Origin of the sequence: Cohnella sp. SGD-V74 (genome assembly GCF_003001675.1) — a bacterium.
Taxonomy (GTDB): Bacteria; Bacillota; Bacilli; order Paenibacillales; family Paenibacillaceae; genus Cohnella.
In genome coordinates this window covers 48,812-67,174 of sequence record NZ_PVYW01000030.1, presented here as the reverse complement: position 1 = coordinate 67,174, position 18,363 = coordinate 48,812, and the positions used below count along the sequence as shown (strand labels likewise).

12 protein-coding genes are annotated in these 18,363 nt (G+C 57.2%); 9 read left to right on the top strand and 3 right to left on the bottom strand.

The annotated features are described in order from the left end of the window. Positions 1–51: 51 nt before the first annotated feature. The 3 genes from B0G52_RS32350 to B0G52_RS32340 all read right to left on the bottom strand — a co-directional run bounded on the left by B0G52_RS32350 (position 52) and on the right by B0G52_RS32340 (position 3,431). Positions 52–774, bottom strand: a complete 723-nt coding sequence (locus tag B0G52_RS32350; RefSeq protein WP_094050569.1) for an amino acid ABC transporter ATP-binding protein — start codon at positions 772–774, stop codon at positions 52–54. Further along, positions 767–2,272 carry an ABC transporter substrate-binding protein/permease gene (locus tag B0G52_RS32345; RefSeq protein WP_094050568.1) on the bottom strand — a complete coding sequence of 502 codons (1,506 nt, stop codon included), beginning with the start codon at positions 2,270–2,272 and terminating at the stop codon, positions 767–769. The genes B0G52_RS32350 and B0G52_RS32345 overlap by 8 nt, the downstream gene beginning before the upstream one ends. A 157-nt stretch (positions 2,273–2,429) precedes the next feature. Beyond that, positions 2,430–3,431, bottom strand: a complete 1,002-nt coding sequence (locus tag B0G52_RS32340; protein WP_158223975.1) for an alpha/beta hydrolase — start codon at positions 3,429–3,431, stop codon at positions 2,430–2,432. 264 nt (positions 3,432–3,695) lie between these two features. Between B0G52_RS32340 and B0G52_RS32335 the strand changes: the two genes are divergently transcribed. The 9 genes from B0G52_RS32335 to B0G52_RS32295 all read left to right on the top strand — a co-directional run bounded on the left by B0G52_RS32335 (position 3,696) and on the right by B0G52_RS32295 (position 18,259). Then, positions 3,696–5,483, top strand: coding sequence for a sensor histidine kinase (locus tag B0G52_RS32335; RefSeq protein ID WP_094050566.1), 1,788 nt, complete (start codon positions 3,696–3,698; stop codon positions 5,481–5,483). Beyond that, positions 5,458–7,095: a response regulator gene (locus B0G52_RS32330; RefSeq protein WP_094050565.1), complete on the top strand. Its 1,638-nt coding sequence runs from the start codon at positions 5,458–5,460 to the stop codon at positions 7,093–7,095. Before B0G52_RS32335 ends, B0G52_RS32330 begins: the two co-directional genes overlap by 26 nt. A 77-nt stretch (positions 7,096–7,172) precedes the next feature. Next, positions 7,173–8,717, top strand: a complete 1,545-nt coding sequence (locus B0G52_RS32325; RefSeq protein ID WP_094050564.1) for an ABC transporter substrate-binding protein — start codon at positions 7,173–7,175, stop codon at positions 8,715–8,717. Positions 8,718–8,801: 84 nt separating this feature from the next. Next, positions 8,802–9,731: an ABC transporter permease gene (locus B0G52_RS32320; protein WP_094050563.1), complete on the top strand. Its 930-nt coding sequence runs from the start codon at positions 8,802–8,804 to the stop codon at positions 9,729–9,731. Positions 9,732–9,745: 14 nt separating this feature from the next. Beyond that, on the top strand, positions 9,746–10,630 hold the full coding sequence (locus tag B0G52_RS32315; RefSeq protein WP_094050562.1) for a carbohydrate ABC transporter permease: 885 nt from the start codon (positions 9,746–9,748) through the stop codon (positions 10,628–10,630). A gap of 25 nt (positions 10,631–10,655) precedes the next feature. Then, complete coding sequence (locus B0G52_RS32310; protein ID WP_094050561.1) at positions 10,656–13,181, top strand: glycoside hydrolase family 3 N-terminal domain-containing protein; 2,526 nt, start codon at positions 10,656–10,658, stop codon at positions 13,179–13,181. A 25-nt stretch (positions 13,182–13,206) separates the two neighbouring features. Continuing rightward, positions 13,207–15,468: a glycoside hydrolase family 3 C-terminal domain-containing protein gene (locus tag B0G52_RS32305; RefSeq protein ID WP_094050560.1), complete on the top strand. Its 2,262-nt coding sequence runs from the start codon at positions 13,207–13,209 to the stop codon at positions 15,466–15,468. Between the two features lie 50 nt (positions 15,469–15,518). Then, positions 15,519–17,450, top strand: a complete 1,932-nt coding sequence (locus tag B0G52_RS32300) for a beta-N-acetylhexosaminidase (RefSeq protein WP_094050559.1) — start codon at positions 15,519–15,521, stop codon at positions 17,448–17,450. 146 nt (positions 17,451–17,596) lie between these two features. After that, complete coding sequence (locus B0G52_RS32295; RefSeq protein WP_094050558.1) at positions 17,597–18,259, top strand: HAD family hydrolase; 663 nt, start codon at positions 17,597–17,599, stop codon at positions 18,257–18,259. Positions 18,260–18,363 lie beyond the last annotated feature (104 nt).

The window sequence follows — 18,363 nt, the reverse complement described above, 5'->3', positions numbered from 1 at the left end:
GCCCTGCAGAGAGAATCTGCTGCGGCTTCCGGCTGTTGTTCGTGTAGGAATTTACAGCACCTGCTCCAGAAACCGGGCCGCGCGCTCGCTCTGGGGCCGGCTGAAGAACTGCTCCGGCGCTGCCCGCTCGACGAGTCTGCCCTCGTCGAGGAAGTAGATCGTATCGGCGGCTTCCCGCGCGAACTTCATCTCGTGGGTGACGATCAGCATCGTCATTCCGCTCTCGGCCAGACCGCGAATGACGTTCAGAACTTCCTTGACCATCTCGGGATCGAGCGCCGAAGTCGGCTCGTCGAACAGCATGATGTCCGGCTCCATCGCCAGGCTGCGCGCGATCGCGACGCGCTGCTTCTGTCCGCCCGAGAGTCGGGACGGATAGCTGTCGGCCTTATCGGCCAAGCCGACGCGGGAGAGCAGCGCATGCGCCTTGGCGCGGGCCTCCTCCACGGACATGCCCTTGACCTCCACGGGGGCGAACGTAATGTTGTCGAGCACCGTCATGTGCGGAAACAGATGAAAATGCTGGAACACCATGCCGATTCCTTGGCGCACGCGGGCGATGTCGGTTTTCGGGTCCGTCAGTTCGACGCCGTTAATGGCGATCTTGCCGGAGGTCGGCGTCTCAAGCAAGTTCAGGCAGCGCAGGAAGGTGGACTTGCCCGAACCCGACGGTCCGATCAGGGCGACGACCTCTCCTTTGTCCACTTGGGTCGTGATGCCCTTGAGCACCTGGGTTTTGCCAAAGTTTTTCGTCAAGTCGGTTACGTTAATCACTTCGGCGCAGCCTCCTTTCCAGCATGCGGGCAAGAGATGTCAGAACAAGCACGAGCACGTAATAGATCGCGGCGACGAGCAGCAGCGCTTCGAAGGAGCGGAAGGTGCTGGCCCGAACGACGTCCGCGCGGCGCATCAGCTCGGTGACGCCGATGACCGAGACGAGCGAGGATTCCTTCAGCAGCGCGACGAACTCGTTCACGAGCGCGGGCAGAATATGGCGGAGCGCCTGGGGGAAAATAATGCGAACCATCATTTTCCGGTACGGCACCCCGAGGGCGATCGCGGCTTCGCGCTGGCCTTTGTCGACGGCCATGATGCCTCCGCGGATCGTCTCCGACAAGTACGCGGCGGAGTTCAGACCGAACGCTAAGCCGGCCGCGAGCAGAGCGGGAATGTCGAAGCCGAATAGCTGCGGAGTCGCATAGTAGATCAGCGTAAGCTGCACGAGCAGCGGAGTTCCGCGGAACACCGAAGTGTAGGCGGTGGCGAACGCGATCAGCGGCTTGACGCCGGAGATTTTGAACAGGGACAGAATCGTGCCCCAGATCAGCCCGAGCAGGGCCGAGACGAGGGTGAACAGCAGCGTGACGTAGACGCCTTTCAGAATGTACGGCACGTACCCGTCCAGCACCCGGAAGTCGATGTTCAGGAAGCCGCTCCCCCGTTCGGACGCGTCTTCCTTTTCTCCGAACCATTTGCCGATAATGTTTTGCAGCTCTCCGTTTTCTTTCATTTCCGCAAGCACACGGTTGAACTCCGCGACGAGCTGCGTCTGCTTGGGGAAAGCGATGGCGTAGCCGTTGTCCCCCTCCGAGACGGGCAGGAAGTTCAGGACGAGGCCGGGGTTCGCGCCGACCATCTCCAGAGCGACGGCGTCCTCGACGATCGCCGCGTCGATGCGCCCGGAGTTGAGCTCCTGGATCAAATCGGCGATTTTGTTGAGCTTCTTCTGCTTGGCCCCCGGGATCGTCTCGGCGAATTGATCCTGAATTGAGCCGAGCTGCGAGCCGACGAGCTTGCCCGAGAGCTGATCTACGGTCTCGAACCCGTCGGCGCTCCGGGAGACGATCGTATTGCGGGCCGTGTAATAGCTGTCGGAGAAGGCGACGCTCATCTTGCGCTCCTCCGTCACCGACATTCCGGACATGACGAAGTCGACGCGTCCCGTCTGGAGCGCCGCAATCAAGCCGCTGAAGTCCATGCTGGCGATTTCCAGCTCGTAGCCGAGCCGGCTGGTGACGTACTTGGCGATGTCGATGTCCATGCCGACAATTTCGCCGTTGTTCTTCGCGTCTACGCTTTCGTAGGGCGGATAATCGGGCGACGTGCCCATGACGAGCTTCTTCGTCCCTGCGGCCGGTTCGCTTGCCGTCGGCGCATCGGCGGCGTGAACCCAGTGGATCCAGGGCCCGGCTGCCGGACCGAGCGACAGAAGCAGCAGCGCGAACGCGATGAGCGGCACGCACAGGGCGGCGCGTAGGTTGTTCCGGTCCATAGTATCCTCGTTTCTTGTGCGCATCTATCTTATAGTCATCTCCAAAGTATAAGCCGTTCATTGGAGGATGTGAAGAAGCGAGGAGGATAAGCTTTGTTCCAAATAATCCCTGTGAAAACGGGGGCCGGCAGCTCATGTCAACCGTTCTCGCCGGCGTCTAGCCGTCAAGGCATTCCGCGAGGAAAGCGAGCGTCCTGTCCAGGCAGACGGCGGCCTCCGGCGTATCCAGCCGGAACTGGTACTCATGATTCACGACGCCTTCGGATAACGGGAAGAACAGAGAAGCGACCCGAACGCCCAGCGACCTCAGCCTTGTCTCCAGCTCCTTGCCGTGCATCTCGAACGAACCCGTATTGCCGTCGGTAATAAACGCGGGAGGGAACCGATCCGTCACGTAGTCGACGGTCGAAGCATGCCGCGCATGGACGCTGTTCCTCCATTTCCGTTCCCCGATATAGGCCCATCCGATCTGGTGCATGAAAAACCTGCCGGCCCTGTCTTGTACGTTGGCCAGCCGCTTCACGTCATAAGGCCCGCAATACAGGAGCGCAGCTTTCAGCGCGCGCGGCGGTACCGACGGCGCAATTCCGGTTAGCCGCGCCAGCTCGGAATTGGTCTGAATCGCTGCGAACTGGGAGGCGATCTGTGCGCCTGCGGAATCTCCTCCGATAATGAGGCGATCCATGTCCAGCGTCGGATAGCTCTTGGCCTCTTCGTTCAAATAGCGGACAACCTCCGCCATCTGCAGCACGGGGACCGGATAACGCGCTTCGGGCGCAGTCTCATAGTTCATGCTGACCACCGTATAGCCATGACTTGCCATCACGGCGCACCAAGAGGCAGTGCCCTCCTTGTCGCCCGCCACGAACGCTCCGCCGTGGACCCACAAGATCGTCGGAAGCTTGTCTTCGCCGTCTGCCGGCCAATAAATATCCAACGTATTTGCCCGATAATCAGAAGGGTACGTCACGTTCGCCGCCTTCCTGATTCGCTGCTCGTACTCGGCGATATGGCTTGGCCGAACGAGCCCCGGGTCGGGCTGGCGCCGCAGCCACCGGACGAACGGCTCCGGAGACGACCGCACGGCGATTCTTATTTTCATAACCGTCATAAAACCGATGAAAGCAACAGCTTTAACGATGCGTCCGAATAGGGCCAACTGGCGATCACTCCTCGTCATACCTGATCTGATGCCCTTATCCTATCAGGCCGTTCGGCGAACGATCCACTCTTGTTCCGACGGGCCCAAGGTCGAATTCCGACTAACGGAAGCCCGATGCGGCAAAAGGTCGTAAAATGCGAGGGTTTTGGTCGGATGAGGGGCAGAAGCGCTCTCCGGAGGAGCGGTACGATGGAGCGGGGCAACGCTGCGGATGAGATATAATAACCTCGAAGCTCTTACCATCCGACAGGGGGAACCATCATGTTCAGACGCTTCGCTTCAATCCCTTGGGGCTCGATCAGGGTCAAGCTTGTGCTTGGCCTATTCAGCATTACGGTTCCATTGATCGCTTTGCTCCTATACAACAACGATTACAGTGTGCGCGTTATTCACAATCAGGTGGCGATGTCCAATAAGACGCTGATCTCCATTCACATGAAGCAGATCGACGATCAGCTGTCCGAGGTGGAGCGGCATCTGACGGGTTTGGCGTTCTCGGATTTCAATCTGCTGACGATGGGCGACCAGCAGGCGACGGAAGATCAGTACATGATGGCCAAGAGCGGCGTCTCTCGCCTGTTGACCTCCGATCTTATCGTCTATCCGTATATCGACGGCTTCTTCGTCTACTCCTTGCCCAAGCAGGATATGATGGAGGCGTACAAGCCGGCTGTAAGCTACAGCCGGCTGACCGGGCTTCGTCAAGCTTTGACGGAGCAGATTTTGCGGCTGACGCAACAGCCGCTGCACGTCAACACCGAATGGGCGGCGATGCACGTTGACGGCGACCCCTACATCGTGCGTCTGCTTAGAAGCGGCGAGCTGTATATCGGAGCGTGGGTGAAGGTCCAGACGATGCTGGCGCCGCTGAGCGAGATGAACACGGGGAAGACGGGGGCCGTTCTCATCGTGGACGGAGCGGGTGAGCGGCTGGGAGGCACCCAGCCGCTGGAGGTCGAAGGCCTGGATTTCACGCATGGCTTCCACGATTATTACTTGTCGGGCAGCCGGGGCGACTATCTCGTCGTCGGAGAATCGTCACGCAAGGGCGCTTTCAGCCTCGTTGCGGTCAGTCCGGACAAGCAAATTCTCGAAAATCTTCCCTATCTGGCGAACGCGGCCAACTTCGTCATCGTGGTGGCGGTCGCAATGCTGCTGCTGAGCGCGTGGTTTCTGCGCAAGGTGCTGCTTATGCCGCTGCGGAAGCTGATGGTCGGGATGCGCCTGATCGGAGAAGGGAACCTTAATCTCCAAATTGAGGAATCTCCCGTGCCGGATGAATTCCAGCTCGTCAATCGCACGTTTAACCAGATGATCACCCAGATCGAAGAGCTGAAAATTCACGTGTACGAAGAACAGCTAAGCAAGCAGCGGGCCGAACTGAAGCATCTGCAGCTTCAGATCAATCCGCATTTTTTCATGAACTCGCTGAACATTTTGTACAATCTGGCTCAGGTCAAGCAGTACGAGCTGATTCAGGAAATGACGATGTGTCTCGTACAATATTTCCGCTACATGTTCCAAAGCAATCATCCGCTCGTACAGCTCAAAGACGAGTTGAAGCATATCCGCAATTATTTGCACATTCAGCAGATGCGGTTGCCTAATCGTTTCGACTGCGACATTCGGGTGCCGGAATACCTTCAGGAGACGCCGATTCCGCCGCTCATTCTGCAGACGCTCGTCGAGAACACGATCAAGCACGCCGTCCGGATGGACGGTTCGATCTCCATGCACATCGAAGCTTCGCTGGACACGCTGGCCGACGAACCGTTGGTTTGCCTCTCGGTTCGCGATACGGGCAAAGGCTTCTCCGACGAAGCGCTGGATACGATCCGCAGCGGCAGGCAGATCGCGGACGAGAACGGCGTGCATATCGGATTGTGGAACGTGCGGGAGCGCCTGCGGCTGCAATTCGGGGAGCGCGCATGGATGGAATGCTATAACGACGATCCGCACGGCGCGATCGTCGAGCTTGTGATTCCGCTGCGGCCTGAGCCGGAAGGGGAGGAGGGAGACGAAGATGAGCCGATTGCTGATCGTGGATGACGAGCCGATTGCCGTCGAAGGGTTGAAGTCGGGAGTGGATTGGTCCGGGATCGGGATTACCCGCTTGTTCGAAGCTTACAGCCCCGATCAGGCCAAGGAAATCTTCCGCAGCGAGCCGATCGATATTTTGCTGTGCGACATCGAGATGCCCCAGGGAACCGGGCTGGAGCTGCTGGAGTGGGTCAGACGGCACTACCCGCGGACGGAAACCATTTTCTTGACCTGCCACGCCGACTTCCAATACGCCAAGCAAGCGATGCAGCTTGGCAGCCTCGACTATTTGCTGAAGCCGATCCCGTACGGCGAGCTTACCGAAGCCGTTCGGAAGGCGATGCGCAAGCTCGACCAGGACAACCGGCTGAACGAGTTCAGCCAATACGGCAAGTATTGGGTCAAGCATCAGCCGCTGATCGTAGAGCGGTTCTGGCTGGACATTTTGAACCAAGCGATTCCGGGCGACGCGGCGGCGCAGAAGAAGGCGGCCGAGGAACGGAATATTCCGTATTCGCACGAGATGACCTTCGTTCCCGTTCTAATCCGCATCAGAAGATGGTATAAGGAAGTTTCGCTGCGAGACGAGAAAGTGCTGGAATACGCCATTCGCAAGTCGGCCGAGGAGCTTCTGCTGGGCGACTTGGAGAGCGGGCTGCTGGTGTCGCTTGGCGGCGGCTGCATGCTGGCGCTCGCCAGCGGAGAGTCGGCCATGGCAGACGAGGAGCGGCTGCGCGCGGCCTGCGAGAAGTTCGTCGAAGCCTGCGGTTCCTTCTTCTACGCGGGAGTAGCCTGTTATATCGGCGAAAGCGCGCAAGGACACCATATGGCGTCTATCTATTCCAGACTGCGCAGACTCGACGCGAATAACGTGGCCTACGACCAACGCGTATTCTCGCTTCACGACCCGCAAGCCTCCATGACCGGGCATCTGCCGCCGGATATGAGCATGTGGGCTGTGCTGCTGAAGGAAGCCAAACGGGCGGAGCTGTCCAAAGCCGTGGAGGAATACCTGAAGTCGCAGGCGGCCTCCGGGCAACTGAATTCCGATACGCTGAACCGGTTCGTTCAAGACTTCCAGCAGATGGTGTACTACGTGCTTCAAGTCAAAGGCATCCAGGCGCATCAGCTGTTCGGGGACGAACGCTCGACGGAGCTGATCGCTGCGTCGATGCGTTCGGCCAACGACTCGCTGAACTGGCTCAGGCATATGATCGGCAGGTCCATGGAGGTCATCGCCGACGTCGATCAATCGCAGAGCGTCGTGGACAAGGTCAAAGCCTACGTTCGCGAAAATTTGGACAAGGACATTTCCCGAGAGGATATCGCTCATTCCGTTTATTTGAACCCGGACTATTTGACGCGCATTTTCAAGAAGGAGACGGGATTGTCGATTTCCGATTATTTGCTTCAGCAGCGCCTGGAGATCGCCGCCGGGCTTCTGATCAATACGGAGATGTCCGTCGCCTCGATCGCGGGCAAGATCGGCTATGCCAACTTCTCGCACTTCTCGCGCATGTTCAAGAAATATATGCAGCTCAATCCGGTCGAGTACCGCAGCAAGCACCAAGGAGAACGCTCCGCGGACGGAAGTCGGGAAAGTGGCAGGGAGAAGTCGTAAGACGGGCAGAGGCGTTCCCATCGCCCCCGTACAATAGAGACAGCAACATCACAACGATTAACAGCGGGGGGATTAAGTTGAAGAGAATCATGCAAGGGTCATTATTGCTTCTGCTCAGCTTTGCGCTGATCTTGTCGGCATGCGGCGGCAGCAACAACAAAGACAACAACGGTGCGGCAAGCGGGAATAGCGAAAATAGTGCGGAGAGCGGCAAACCGTCCGCAGCGGAAGACGACGGGCCGGTCGAAGAGTTGATCGTCGCGTTCCCGATCATCTCTCCCGATCTTACGGGGCTGCAGCTCGTGGAGCAGGAAATGAACAAAATTACCGAACCGAAGATCAAGGTTCGCGTCAAGTTCATGCCGATCAACGCCGGCGAATGGCTGCAGCGGACGAACCTGATCTTCAGCTCGAATGAAAAGCTGGATCTGACCTATGTACATGGCAGCATGTACAGCAACATGGTCGCCAAGGGCATGCTCAGTCCGTTGGACGAGCTCATTGGCGAGTACGGCAACGGAATTACGGCTTCGCTTGAGCCCAAATACCTGAACGCCACGAAGATCGGCGGCAAAATCTACAGCGTTCCATCCGTTCGCGATTTGGCGGGCAGCTACGGCTACACCATTCGCAAGGATCTGGTGGACAAGCACAACATCGACCTGAGCGCGATCAAAACATTGGACGACGTAGCGAACGTCCTGCAATTGCTCAAAGAAAAAGAGCCGGACATGGTGCCGATCTCGACCGGCGGAACGCAGTCTTTCCGCGACGTGTACAAGTTCTATGACGAGCTTGGCGACAATATGGGGGTTCTTCCGCATTACGACAACGGCTTGAAGGTCGTTAACCTGTTCGAAACGCAGGAATACGCGGATTTCGTCAAGAGAATCCGCGAGTGGTACAAGGCGGGATACATTCTAAGCGATGCGGCTACGAACAAATTGAGCTTGGTCGAGCTGATGAGCTCGGGTAAAGTCGCCTCCTACATCGGCATGCAGAAACCGGGATTCGACGTTCAGGAAACGAAGAGCAACGGAGTAGAGGTCGTTTCCGCGGAGCTGAATCCTCCATACAGCACAACGTCGAACATCACCGTTGCAATGTGGGGAATTCCGGTCCACGCGAAGTATCCCGAGAAAGCGATGAAATTCCTGAATCTGATGTATGAAGACGAGAACATCGTGAACCTGTTCACCTGGGGCGTTGAAGGGACTCACTACGAGAAGGTGCAAGACCATATCATCAAGTATCCGGAAGGCAAGGATGCGAACTCGGTGGGCTTCAACAGCTTGCAATGGATGTTCGGCAATCAGTTCAAAGCCTATGTGCTGGAAAGCAACGATCCTGAAATTTGGAGCAAAATGAAAGACTTCAACGAATCGGCGACGCCATCCAAAGCGCTCGGGTTCATCTTCGACGGCTCCAACGTGAAGACGGAATACGCGGCAGTCTCCAACGTGATCAACGAATACAAGCTGTCTCTGGAGACGGGCAGCGTCGACCCGGACAAAATTCTCCCTCAATTCATCGATAAGCTGCAAGCGGCCGGAATCGACAAGATCGTCGCAGAGAAGCAGAAGCAATTGGATGAGTGGGCGGCGGCCAACGGCGTAAAATAAATTTTCATAACAAGCAAGCGCCCGATCAGTCGAAGATTGGTCGGGCTTATTATTCCGCAGCTGTCATCCAGTGGGGGGAACGTGATGAATACAGAAGTGAAACGAAGAAGAATCAACCTCCGTCGGTATATCCCGCTTTATATTATGACCCTGCCAGGGCTTGCATATTTGCTCATCAACAACTACTTGCCGATGTTCGGCCTCTCCATTGCCTTCAAAGATATTAATTACGCGAAAGGGATATGGGGCAGCGACTGGGTCGGGTTCAAGAACTTCAGTTATTTATTTGCGACAAGCGACGCTTACATCATTACGCGCAACACGATTCTGTACAACGCGGTATTCATCGTCCTTGGACTTGGCTTTGCGATCATGATCGCCATATTGCTCAACGAGATTCGCAGCAGGTTCTCGCAGCGTTTCTATCAGAGCGTCATTATATTGCCTCATATGATTTCCATCATTCTGGTCAGCTACCTCGTGTATGCGCTGCTCGGTCCGGCCACGGGCTTTGTGAACAAGACTATTCTGCCGATGCTTGGGGTCGAACCGATCTCCTGGTATTTGGAATCCAAGTATTGGCCTTATATTTTGACGATCGTGCATATTTGGAAAGGGGCCGGGTACTCGTGCATCGTCTTCCTGGCCGCCATTATCGGGATTGATCGGGAGTACTACGAAGCGGCCGGGCTTGACGGCGCATCCAAGTGGCAGCAAATTCGCAAAATCACGCTTCCGATGATCTCTCCGATCATCACGATGCTCACCTTGCTTGCGATCGGCCGAATTTTCTACTCCGACTTCGGTTTGTTCTATCAGATCCCGATGAACTCCGGCGCGATCTACGATACGACCAACGTTATCGACACCTACGTATTCCGCGGTCTGATGCAGCTCGGCGATATCGGGATGTCCGCTGCGGCAGGGTTCTATCAATCCGTTGTCGGCTTCGTCCTGGTTCTGGTGTCGAACTATATCGTCCGTAAAATCGACAGAGACAACGCACTGTTCTGATAGGGGGGAGTCTTATGAAGAATCAATACCGCGGATGGCAGGTCGCGTCTCATCTCGTGCTCGGGTTATTTTCACTGGCCTGCATCCTTCCGTTTGCCCTGCTGTTTATATCCTCGATTACGGATGATAAAGCGATCGTGAGAGACGGGTATTCCTTCTTTCCGTCGGAATTCAGCTTTGGCGCATACGAATATTTGTGGAAAAACTCCGACACCATCCTCCACGCTTACGGCATTACCATCCTGATCACGGTGGTCGGTACGGTGACGAGTCTTGCGATCACGTCCTTGCTGGCTTACCCGTTGTCGCGCAGGGACTTGCCGGGGGGCAAGGCGCTGGCCTTCATTGTATTTTTCACCTTGTTGTTTAACGGCGGCCTGGTGCCGACGTATATGGTTTATACCAAAGTGTTCGAGCTTCAAAATACGCTCTGGGCGCAATTGATTCCGTGGCTGCTGATGAACGGATTTAACGTGCTGTTGATGCGCGCTTTCTTCACCAATACGATTCCGACCGCGGTGATCGAATCCGCCAGTATCGACGGAGCGAGCGAATTCAAGATCTATTACCGCATCATTTTGCAGCTGTCGCTGCCGATTCTCGCGACGATCGGGTTGTTCCAGGCGCTCGCTTTCTGGAATGACTGGAACAACGGACTGATCTTTATCAACGATCCGAATCTGCTTAATCTTCAGAACGTGCTGAACCGCATTATGAGCAACATCGAGTTCTTATCCATGAACAGCAGTATGGGAGCTACCGACGCCTTGGCGATGCTGCCCAAAGAAACGTTCCGCATGGCGATCGCCGTTGTGGCGATCGTACCGATTCTGCTCGCTTATCCGTTTTTCCAGAAGTATTTCGTTAAAGGTTTGATGATCGGCGCCGTAAAAGGCTGATGGGATGAAGAGTGGAGGGACAGCCATGTTGGGCTTGTGGCATACGGTTGTAGCGACACCGTTAATGAAGCTGAAAATCCAATTCAAGGTGACGAAGAAGGCGGGCTACTCGCTGGATATCGCGACGGAACCGCTGGCCATTCCGATTCAGATCGATTCGCTTGCGGTGGAGGGCAATCGGCTCCATGGCCGGGCGAAAGCGTTCTGGAGGCCGGACGAGGAGATCGTCGTAGATCTTGCGTTCGAAGAAGACCGCCTGAGCGGAGAGATGCGCATGCCCGGTCTCGGAAGCTTGCCGATCGAGGCAGCCAGGGGGCGCGGACCTGCTCTATCGGAAGCGCTGGTCGAGCAGGTGAAGCCTTACCGGAAGGATGACGCGGCAAAGCGATCCGAGGAGGAGATTCGGGAAGCGGTGGAAGATCTCCTGGGCCGGCTGTCGCTCGAAGAGAAGATCGGCCAGATGTTCCAGGTTCCCGCGTCGAACTTCTCGTTCGGCCATGCGGTGGAGACCGATCCGCCGGAGAAGCTGATCGCCGAGGGCCGAGCGGGTTCGGTGCTGGGCGCGTTCGATGTCGGCCGGGTATTCGAGCTGCAGAAGATCGCGGTGGAGCAATCGCCGCATCGCATTCCGCTGTTGTTCAACGCGGATATTATTCACGGCTCGCAGACGATCTTCCCGATTCCGCTGGCCTGGTCCTGCAGCTGGGATCTCGATGCGATCAAGGAAGCGTGCGCGATCGCGGCGAAGGAAGCGAGCGCATCGGGTACGGTGTACAACCACGGGCCGATGATCGATGTGAGCAGGGACCCGCGCTGGGGCCGAGTGTCCGAGGGGGCGGGCGAGGACCCGTACTTGGGCGCGCTGATTGCGAAAGCGCAGGTTGAAGGTTTTCAGGGGGATTCGCTGCTGGACCCGGAAACGATCGTGGCTTGTCTGAAGCACTTTATCGGTTACGGCGCAGCCGAAGGCGGACGCGATTACAATACGGTCGATCTGTCGGAAGCGACGCTGCGCAATGTATACTTGCCGCCGTTCCAGGCGGGCCTGCAAGCCGGAGCGGGTTCGGTCATGAACGCGTTCAATATTTATCAAGGCGTGCCGGTGGCGGCAAGCAAGGCCGTGATGAAGGACCTGCTGCGCGATGAGCTCGGCTTCGACGGCATCTTGATCTCGGACTATGGCGCGGTGGACGAAATTGTCGTGCATGGCCTGACGGATGATGTGAAGGAAGCCGCGAAAATGGCGGTCGACGCGACGATGGATATCGAGATGGCGACGCGTACGTTCGAGCACTTGCCGCAGCTGGTGCGGGAAGGGAAAATCTCGGAGACGCAGATTAACGATGCGGCTCGCCGCATTTTGACGCTGAAGTACAGGCTCGGTTTGATGGATGATCCGTTCCGTTATGTTCGCCCGGAGAAGGAAGCGGAATATCATTTTCACGAGGATCATCTGCAATCCAGCCGCAATCTAGCGCGGAAGTCGATCGTGCTCTTGAAAAATGACGGCGTACTGCCTATGGCGGTCAACGGCGGCGGGAAGGTCGCGCTGATCGGTCCGTTCGCGGACAGCCGGGATTTGCTCGGTCCTTGGCAGTTTTCGAAGTTCGGTCATGAGACCGTGACCTTATACGAAGGCTTGCGCGACAAGGGAATCTCGGAAGAGAGATTGCTGTATGCCAAAGGGTGCGGGGTCCATACGCCGATAGAGGGCGGGATCGAGGAAGCTGTGGAGAAGGCGGAACGGGCGGACGTTGTCCTTCTGGCGCTCGGAGAGAGCAGCGACATGTCCGGAGAAGCGGCTTCGCGGATGAGCATCGAATTGCCGGAAGCGCAGAAGAAGCTCGCGGAAGCCGTGGCCGCGCTTGGCAAACCGGTCGTGCTCGTACTGACGAACGGCCGCCCGCTGGTGCTGGATTGGTTTGACCGGAACGTGAACGCGATTGTGGAGACGTGGTTCCTGGGCTCTCAGGCCGGACATGCGATTGCCGACGTGATCACGGGCGATTACAACCCTTCGGGCAAGCTGACGATGAGCTTTCCGGCCCATGGCGGGCAGATTCCGGTGTATTACAACCACTTCCGTACCGGAAGACCGCTTACGGAAGCCAATCGGCATCAGAAGTTTATCTCCAAATATGTGGACGGCCCGAATGATCCGCTGTATCCGTTCGGCTTCGGCCTCAGCTATACCCGGTTTGAATATTCGGATCTGAAGCTGGATCGCGATCGGCTTGCGGCTGACGAAGAGATTCGAGTGTCGGTCACGGTGAGCAATGCGGGCCGGGTAGACGGAGAAGAAACCGTGCAGCTGTACATTCAGGATTGCCATGGCAGCATCGTGCGTCCGGTGAAGGAGCTGAAAGGGTTCAGCAAGCTTCGTCTTGCCGCAGGCGAAAGCAAGGAAGTGGAGTTCCGGATTGCCGAAGAGAGTTTAACCTTCTGGACGCCGGGAGTCGGTTACAGGGCAGAGCCGGGCAAGTTCTTCGTATTTGTCGGCTCCAACAGCAGGGACGTACGGTCGGCCGAGTTTACATTGGTTGGAACATAAGCAGAAATGAGGGGAGAAATTCGGAATGAGCAAACAACGGGACATTAAAGGCTTGATTGCGCAAATGACCTTGGAGGAGAAAGCGAGCCTGTGCACGGGGCGCGACGTCTGGCATACCGAGGCCGTGGAGAGGTTGGGCATCCCCTCCGTGATGGTGACCGACGGCCCGCACGGGCTGCGCAAGCAGGTCGAGAATGCCGATCATCTGGGGTTGTTCGACAGCGTACCGTCCACTTGCTTTCCGTCCGCAGTAGGCATTGCCAGCTCGTGGAATCGGGAGCTGATTGCACAGATGGGAGAGGCACTCGGCATGGAATGCCAGGCGGAGAACGTGGGCGTGCTGCTCGGTCCGGGAGCCAACATCAAGAGATCGCCGCTGTGCGGACGCAACTTCGAGTATTTCTCCGAAGATCCGTATCTCTCTTCCGAAATGGCTACCCACCATATCAAGGGGGTACAAAGCCAAGGCGTAGGGACTTCGCTTAAGCATTTCGCGGCGAACAATCAAGAGTTCCGCCGGATGAGCGCCGACTCCGTCGTGGACGAGCGGACGCTCCGGGAAATTTATTTGGCCAGCTTCGAGGGTGCGGTGAAGAACGCGCAGCCATGGACGGTAATGTGTGCGTACAACAAAGTCAACGGCGAATATGCGGCGCAAAATGAATGGCTGCTGACGAACGTTCTGAATAACGAGTGGGGCCATGAAGGCTTCGTCGTGTCGGACTGGGGCGCGGTCGTTGATCGGGTGCAAAGCCTTGCGGCGGGTCTGGAGCTCGAAATGCCGCGCGAAGGCGACGGCATCAAGCAAATCGTCGAGGCGGTTCGGAGCGGACAGCTTGCGGAAGAGAAGCTTGATGCAGCTCTGGAGCGGCTGCTGACGATCGTATTCAAAGCCGTGGATCATCGCAAGCCCGGCGCGACTTACGATCGGGAGGCGCATCACCGGCTTGCCCGCGAGATCGCGGCCGAGAGCATGGTGCTGCTGAAGAACGAGAACAACGTATTGCCGCTTAAGCGCGGCGGCAAGATTGCCGTCATCGGCGAGCTGGCCCGAGCGCCGCGATATCAAGGAAGCGGAAGCTCGCAGATCAATCCGACCAAGCTGGACGATATCGTCGAAGAGCTGACCGCATCGGCAGGAGCAGGCGCGCAGGTTGTCTACTCGCAAGGATATGACTTGAAGGTTGACGATATCAACGCGCAGTTGAGCGAAGAAGCGCTTCGCGCGGCGAAGGAAGCAGAGGTTGCGGTCGTGTTCGCCGGACTGCCGAAGCGCTACGAATCGGAAGGCTACGACCGGAAGCATATGCGCATGCCCGCCAACCAAGTCGCATTAATCGAAGCGGTTGCGGCCGTACAGCCGAACCTGGTCGTCGTGCTCTGCAACGGCTCTCCGATCGAGATGCCGTGGCTGGACAAAGCCCAAGGCGTGCTCGAAGCTTATCTTGGCGGTCAAGCGCTAGGCGGCGCAGTGGCCGATCTTCTGTTCGGCGATGCGAATCCTTCCGGCAAGCTGGCGGAGACGTTCCCGGTGCAACTGAGCGACAATCCGACGTATCTCGACTATCCGTGCAAAGGCGATCGCGTGGAGTACAAGGAAGGGCTGTTCGTAGGCTATCGTTACTATGACAAGAAGCAGCTGCGCCCGCTATTCCCGTTCGGCTACGGTCTCAGCTACACGACTTTCTCCTATTCCAACTTGATTGTGGATAAAAAAGAGCTTGCGGACACGGATACGCTGAAGGTAACCGTTCAAGTGAAAAACACGGGCGAGCGCGCCGGCAAAGAAATCGTGCAGCTGTATGTCCGGGATGTGGACAGCAGCGTTCTCCGCCCGCTGAAGGAGCTGAAAGGCTTCGACAAAGTTTCCCTGGAGCCGGGTGAGGAAACTGCGGTTTCCTTCGAGCTCGACAAGCGCAGCTTTGCTTACTACGAGGTCGGCGAGCAGGATTGGATCGTCGAAACGGGACAATTCGAGATCCTGATCGGGCACTCCTCGCAGGATATCGCGCTGTCGGAGACGGTGACGGTTCGCTCGACATCGGACCGCAAGTATGTGTACGACCGCAACTCGACGCTGGCCGACTTGATGCTGTCGGACAAAGGCATCGCCTTCATGCAGAAGCTTCGCGAACTGCTTCCGTTCGGCAACGTAGCCGACGAAGACAGCAAGGCCATGCTGGAAGGCTTCCGAGAGAGCTTTCCGCTGCGATCGCTGGCCCAGTTCAGCGGCGGAAAATTCGGGGAGAAGGAATTGGCGGAGCTTCTGGAGCATCTGAACAGCTAAGCCTGCCTGGATTCGACCGATTACAGTTTGTGCAAAAGGGGCGGGCTTAAATGACCGAGTTCATGAACTTGTATCCGAAGCCGCGCAGCTTCAAGTTTCTGGGAGGCTCCTCGGCGCTGTCTCCGCATTTGAAGCTGCGTGCAATAGGGGACGAGGCGCAGCGGCTCATTGCGAACGTGCAAGTCGAGCAGCGTTATCATAGCGCGATTAAGGGCGGCTTCTCGGCAAAGGACGCTTGCTCCGCCGAGACGGCATTCGAAATGGAGTTTCTGCCCGATCTGCATCCGCAGGGGTATGTATTGGAATGGAGCAACGATAGGTTGAAGGTCGGCGCCGGCACCGAGATCGGCTTGCACTATGCGCTGGTGACCTTGGAGCAGTTGGTAAGTCGGGAAGGAACAACACTGGGGCACTTCCGCATCGAAGACGAGCCCAGCTTCCCGGTGCGGGGCGTCATGCTCGACATCGGCCGCAACAAAATTCCGAAGATGGACACGCTGTACGCGCTGATCGACAGGCTGTCCGAGCTGAAGTTCAACCATCTTCAGCTGTATATGGAAGGCTTCTGCTTCGACTACGTCAAGTACAGATCGTCGTTCCCGGAGGCCACGCCGCTCTCCGCGGCGGAATTCCGGGAGCTGGACGCTTACGCCCGAAGCCGGTACATCGATCTGGTGCCGAACCAGAACTGTCTCGGCCATATGGGACCCTGGCTGGCCAAGCCGGAGTTCCGCGAGCTGGCCGAGCACCCGGACGGGATGGAGCCGCCCATTCCGCTCCCGTTCAAGCTGCCGCCAACGACGATGAATCCGGCGGACGAACGTTCCGTCGCGCTGGCCAAGGATCTGTTTGACGAACTGCTGCCGAATTTCTCGTCCGAATATGTCAACCTCAACATGGACGAGCCGTTCGGACTCGGATCGGGCAAGAGCAAGGAGCGGGCTGACGAGATCGGCATTGGGGAGCTGTACTTCGACTACGCGGAGAAAATGTTCGAGGCCGCCCGCAGCCACGGCAAGAAAGCGATGATGTGGGGGGACGTGCTGGCGCATCACCCCGAGCTGATCCGGCGGCTGCCGTCCGACGTGACGGTGCTGCACTGGAACTACGACGCTCCCGTACCGTTCGAGCCGCATTGCCGCAGGCTCCGGGAGAATGGCGTCCGCTACTATGTATGTCCCGGCACCAGCGGCTGGTCCTCGATCGCGGGACGCACGGACAATATGCTGGGCAACATTGCGGACGCCGCGAGGAGCGGCCTGGCGCACGGAGCGGAAGGACTGATCGTCGCCGATTGGGGCGATGGCGGACATTGGCAGGCGCCGGCTGTCGGCTATCCGGCTATCGCCTATGCGGCTGGCGCAAGCTGGCAGACGGAGGCGAACGTGGACGGGTTAGAGGCGCTGGAAGAGTATGTCTCGGCTCGGATGCTTCAGGACCGCAGCCGTATCGGAGGACGCTTCCTTCTGGAACTGGGCCGGTACGGCCGTCTGGAGCGAAGCACGATGGAGAACGGCACCTACACCGCCTATTTGCTCGGCCGGGGACTGTCCGACCGGGAGACGCTGGAGCGGGATACCGCGATCCGGACGGAAGTGCTGAAGCTGATCGGCGGCAGCGGCACGCCGTTTACGCAGGACTATCGCTTCGACGAGACGGAGAGTTGGTTGAAGGAGCGGCAGGAGGAACTGAATCGCCTTGAGCTTGAAGGACCGGATGCCGCGATCGTGCGCGACGAGCTGGCCAACACGTTGCGGCTGATCGAGCAGGGCGCCGGCCTTCACCGGTATATTTACCGGCAAGGCTTGGAGGGGGCGGCCGCCGAGCGGGAATGGCTCGAGCGGCTCCGGAAGCAGCTTGAGACGGCGCTCTCCGAGTTCAAGCGTCTCTGGCTGGCGCGCAACCGCGAAGGCGGCCTGTCCGCAAGCGCTGCGGCGTTCGCCAAGCTGCTCGCGCAATACGAAGAAGCGTTACAAGAGTAGACAACAAGAAGAGATCCGCCTCAAGCCGAGGGGATCTCTTCTTTTTCTGCCGGGCGTGTTCCCGGCTCTACAACCCAATATATGTTAGTATAGGGGGTGAAGCTGAAGCGGTCAGTATACATGCAGAGAGGGAAAGGGCGAGCGCAATGACGAAAGCATTCATCTTCGATATGGACGGAACGCTGTTTCAGACGGACAGAATATTGGAAATATCGCTCGAAGACGCTTTTAACCGTTTGAGGTTGCGGAATGAATGGGAGGGGGAAACGCCGATTGCCAAATACCGCGAAATTATGGGCGTGCCTATGCCCAAGGTATGGGAGTCGTTGCTGCCCGATCATTCCCTGGAAGCAAGAGAACATACCGATGCCTATTTCCTGGAGCGATTGATTGAAAATATAAGCAGCGGTAACGGGGCTTTATATCCCAACGTACAGGAAGCTTTCAGCTATTTGAAAGAGAACGATTATGCAATCTACATTGCGAGCAACGGTTTAGTGGAATATTTAAAGGCAATTGTGCGTTATTATAATTTGGATGCGTGGGTGACGGAAACGTTCAGCATCCAGCAGATCGAATCGTTGAATAAGTCGGATCTGGTCCGCAGCATTGTAGAAAAGTACGGCATTACTCAAGGGGCGGTGGCAGGAGATCGCTTGTCCGATTTTATTGCCGCTAAGGACAACGGTTTGATAGCAATAGGATGCAATTTTGATTTTGCCCGTGACGACGAGCTCGCGCAAGCCGACATCGTTATAGACGATTTAATAGAGCTCAAGGAATTGTCTATACCCACAGAACGACATTAAGTTGGCCCCTGTTCAGAAATTATTCAAATCCGGAAGCTACAATGGAATAGGTATTCTGATTTTGAATGATTTTACAATTGTGACGGAGGGTGAGTATGGGTTCT

Excerpts from the sequence above, each read along its gene's own strand:
- B0G52_RS32345 (WP_094050568.1), bottom strand. The coding sequence starts at position 2,272 with ATGGACCGGAACAACCTACGCGCCGCCCTGTGCGTGCCGCTCATCGCG.
- B0G52_RS32335 (WP_094050566.1), top strand. The coding sequence starts at position 3,696 with ATGTTCAGACGCTTCGCTTCAATCCCTTGGGGCTCGATCAGGGTCAAG.
- B0G52_RS32330 (WP_094050565.1), top strand. The coding sequence starts at position 5,458 with ATGAGCCGATTGCTGATCGTGGATGACGAGCCGATTGCCGTCGAAGGG.
- B0G52_RS32320 (WP_094050563.1), top strand. The coding sequence starts at position 8,802 with ATGAATACAGAAGTGAAACGAAGAAGAATCAACCTCCGTCGGTATATC.
- B0G52_RS32315 (WP_094050562.1), top strand. The coding sequence starts at position 9,746 with ATGAAGAATCAATACCGCGGATGGCAGGTCGCGTCTCATCTCGTGCTC.
- B0G52_RS32310 (WP_094050561.1), top strand. The coding sequence starts at position 10,656 with ATGTTGGGCTTGTGGCATACGGTTGTAGCGACACCGTTAATGAAGCTG.
- B0G52_RS32305 (WP_094050560.1), top strand. The coding sequence starts at position 13,207 with ATGAGCAAACAACGGGACATTAAAGGCTTGATTGCGCAAATGACCTTG.
- B0G52_RS32300 (WP_094050559.1), top strand. The coding sequence starts at position 15,519 with ATGACCGAGTTCATGAACTTGTATCCGAAGCCGCGCAGCTTCAAGTTT.
- B0G52_RS32295 (WP_094050558.1), top strand. The coding sequence starts at position 17,597 with ATGACGAAAGCATTCATCTTCGATATGGACGGAACGCTGTTTCAGACG.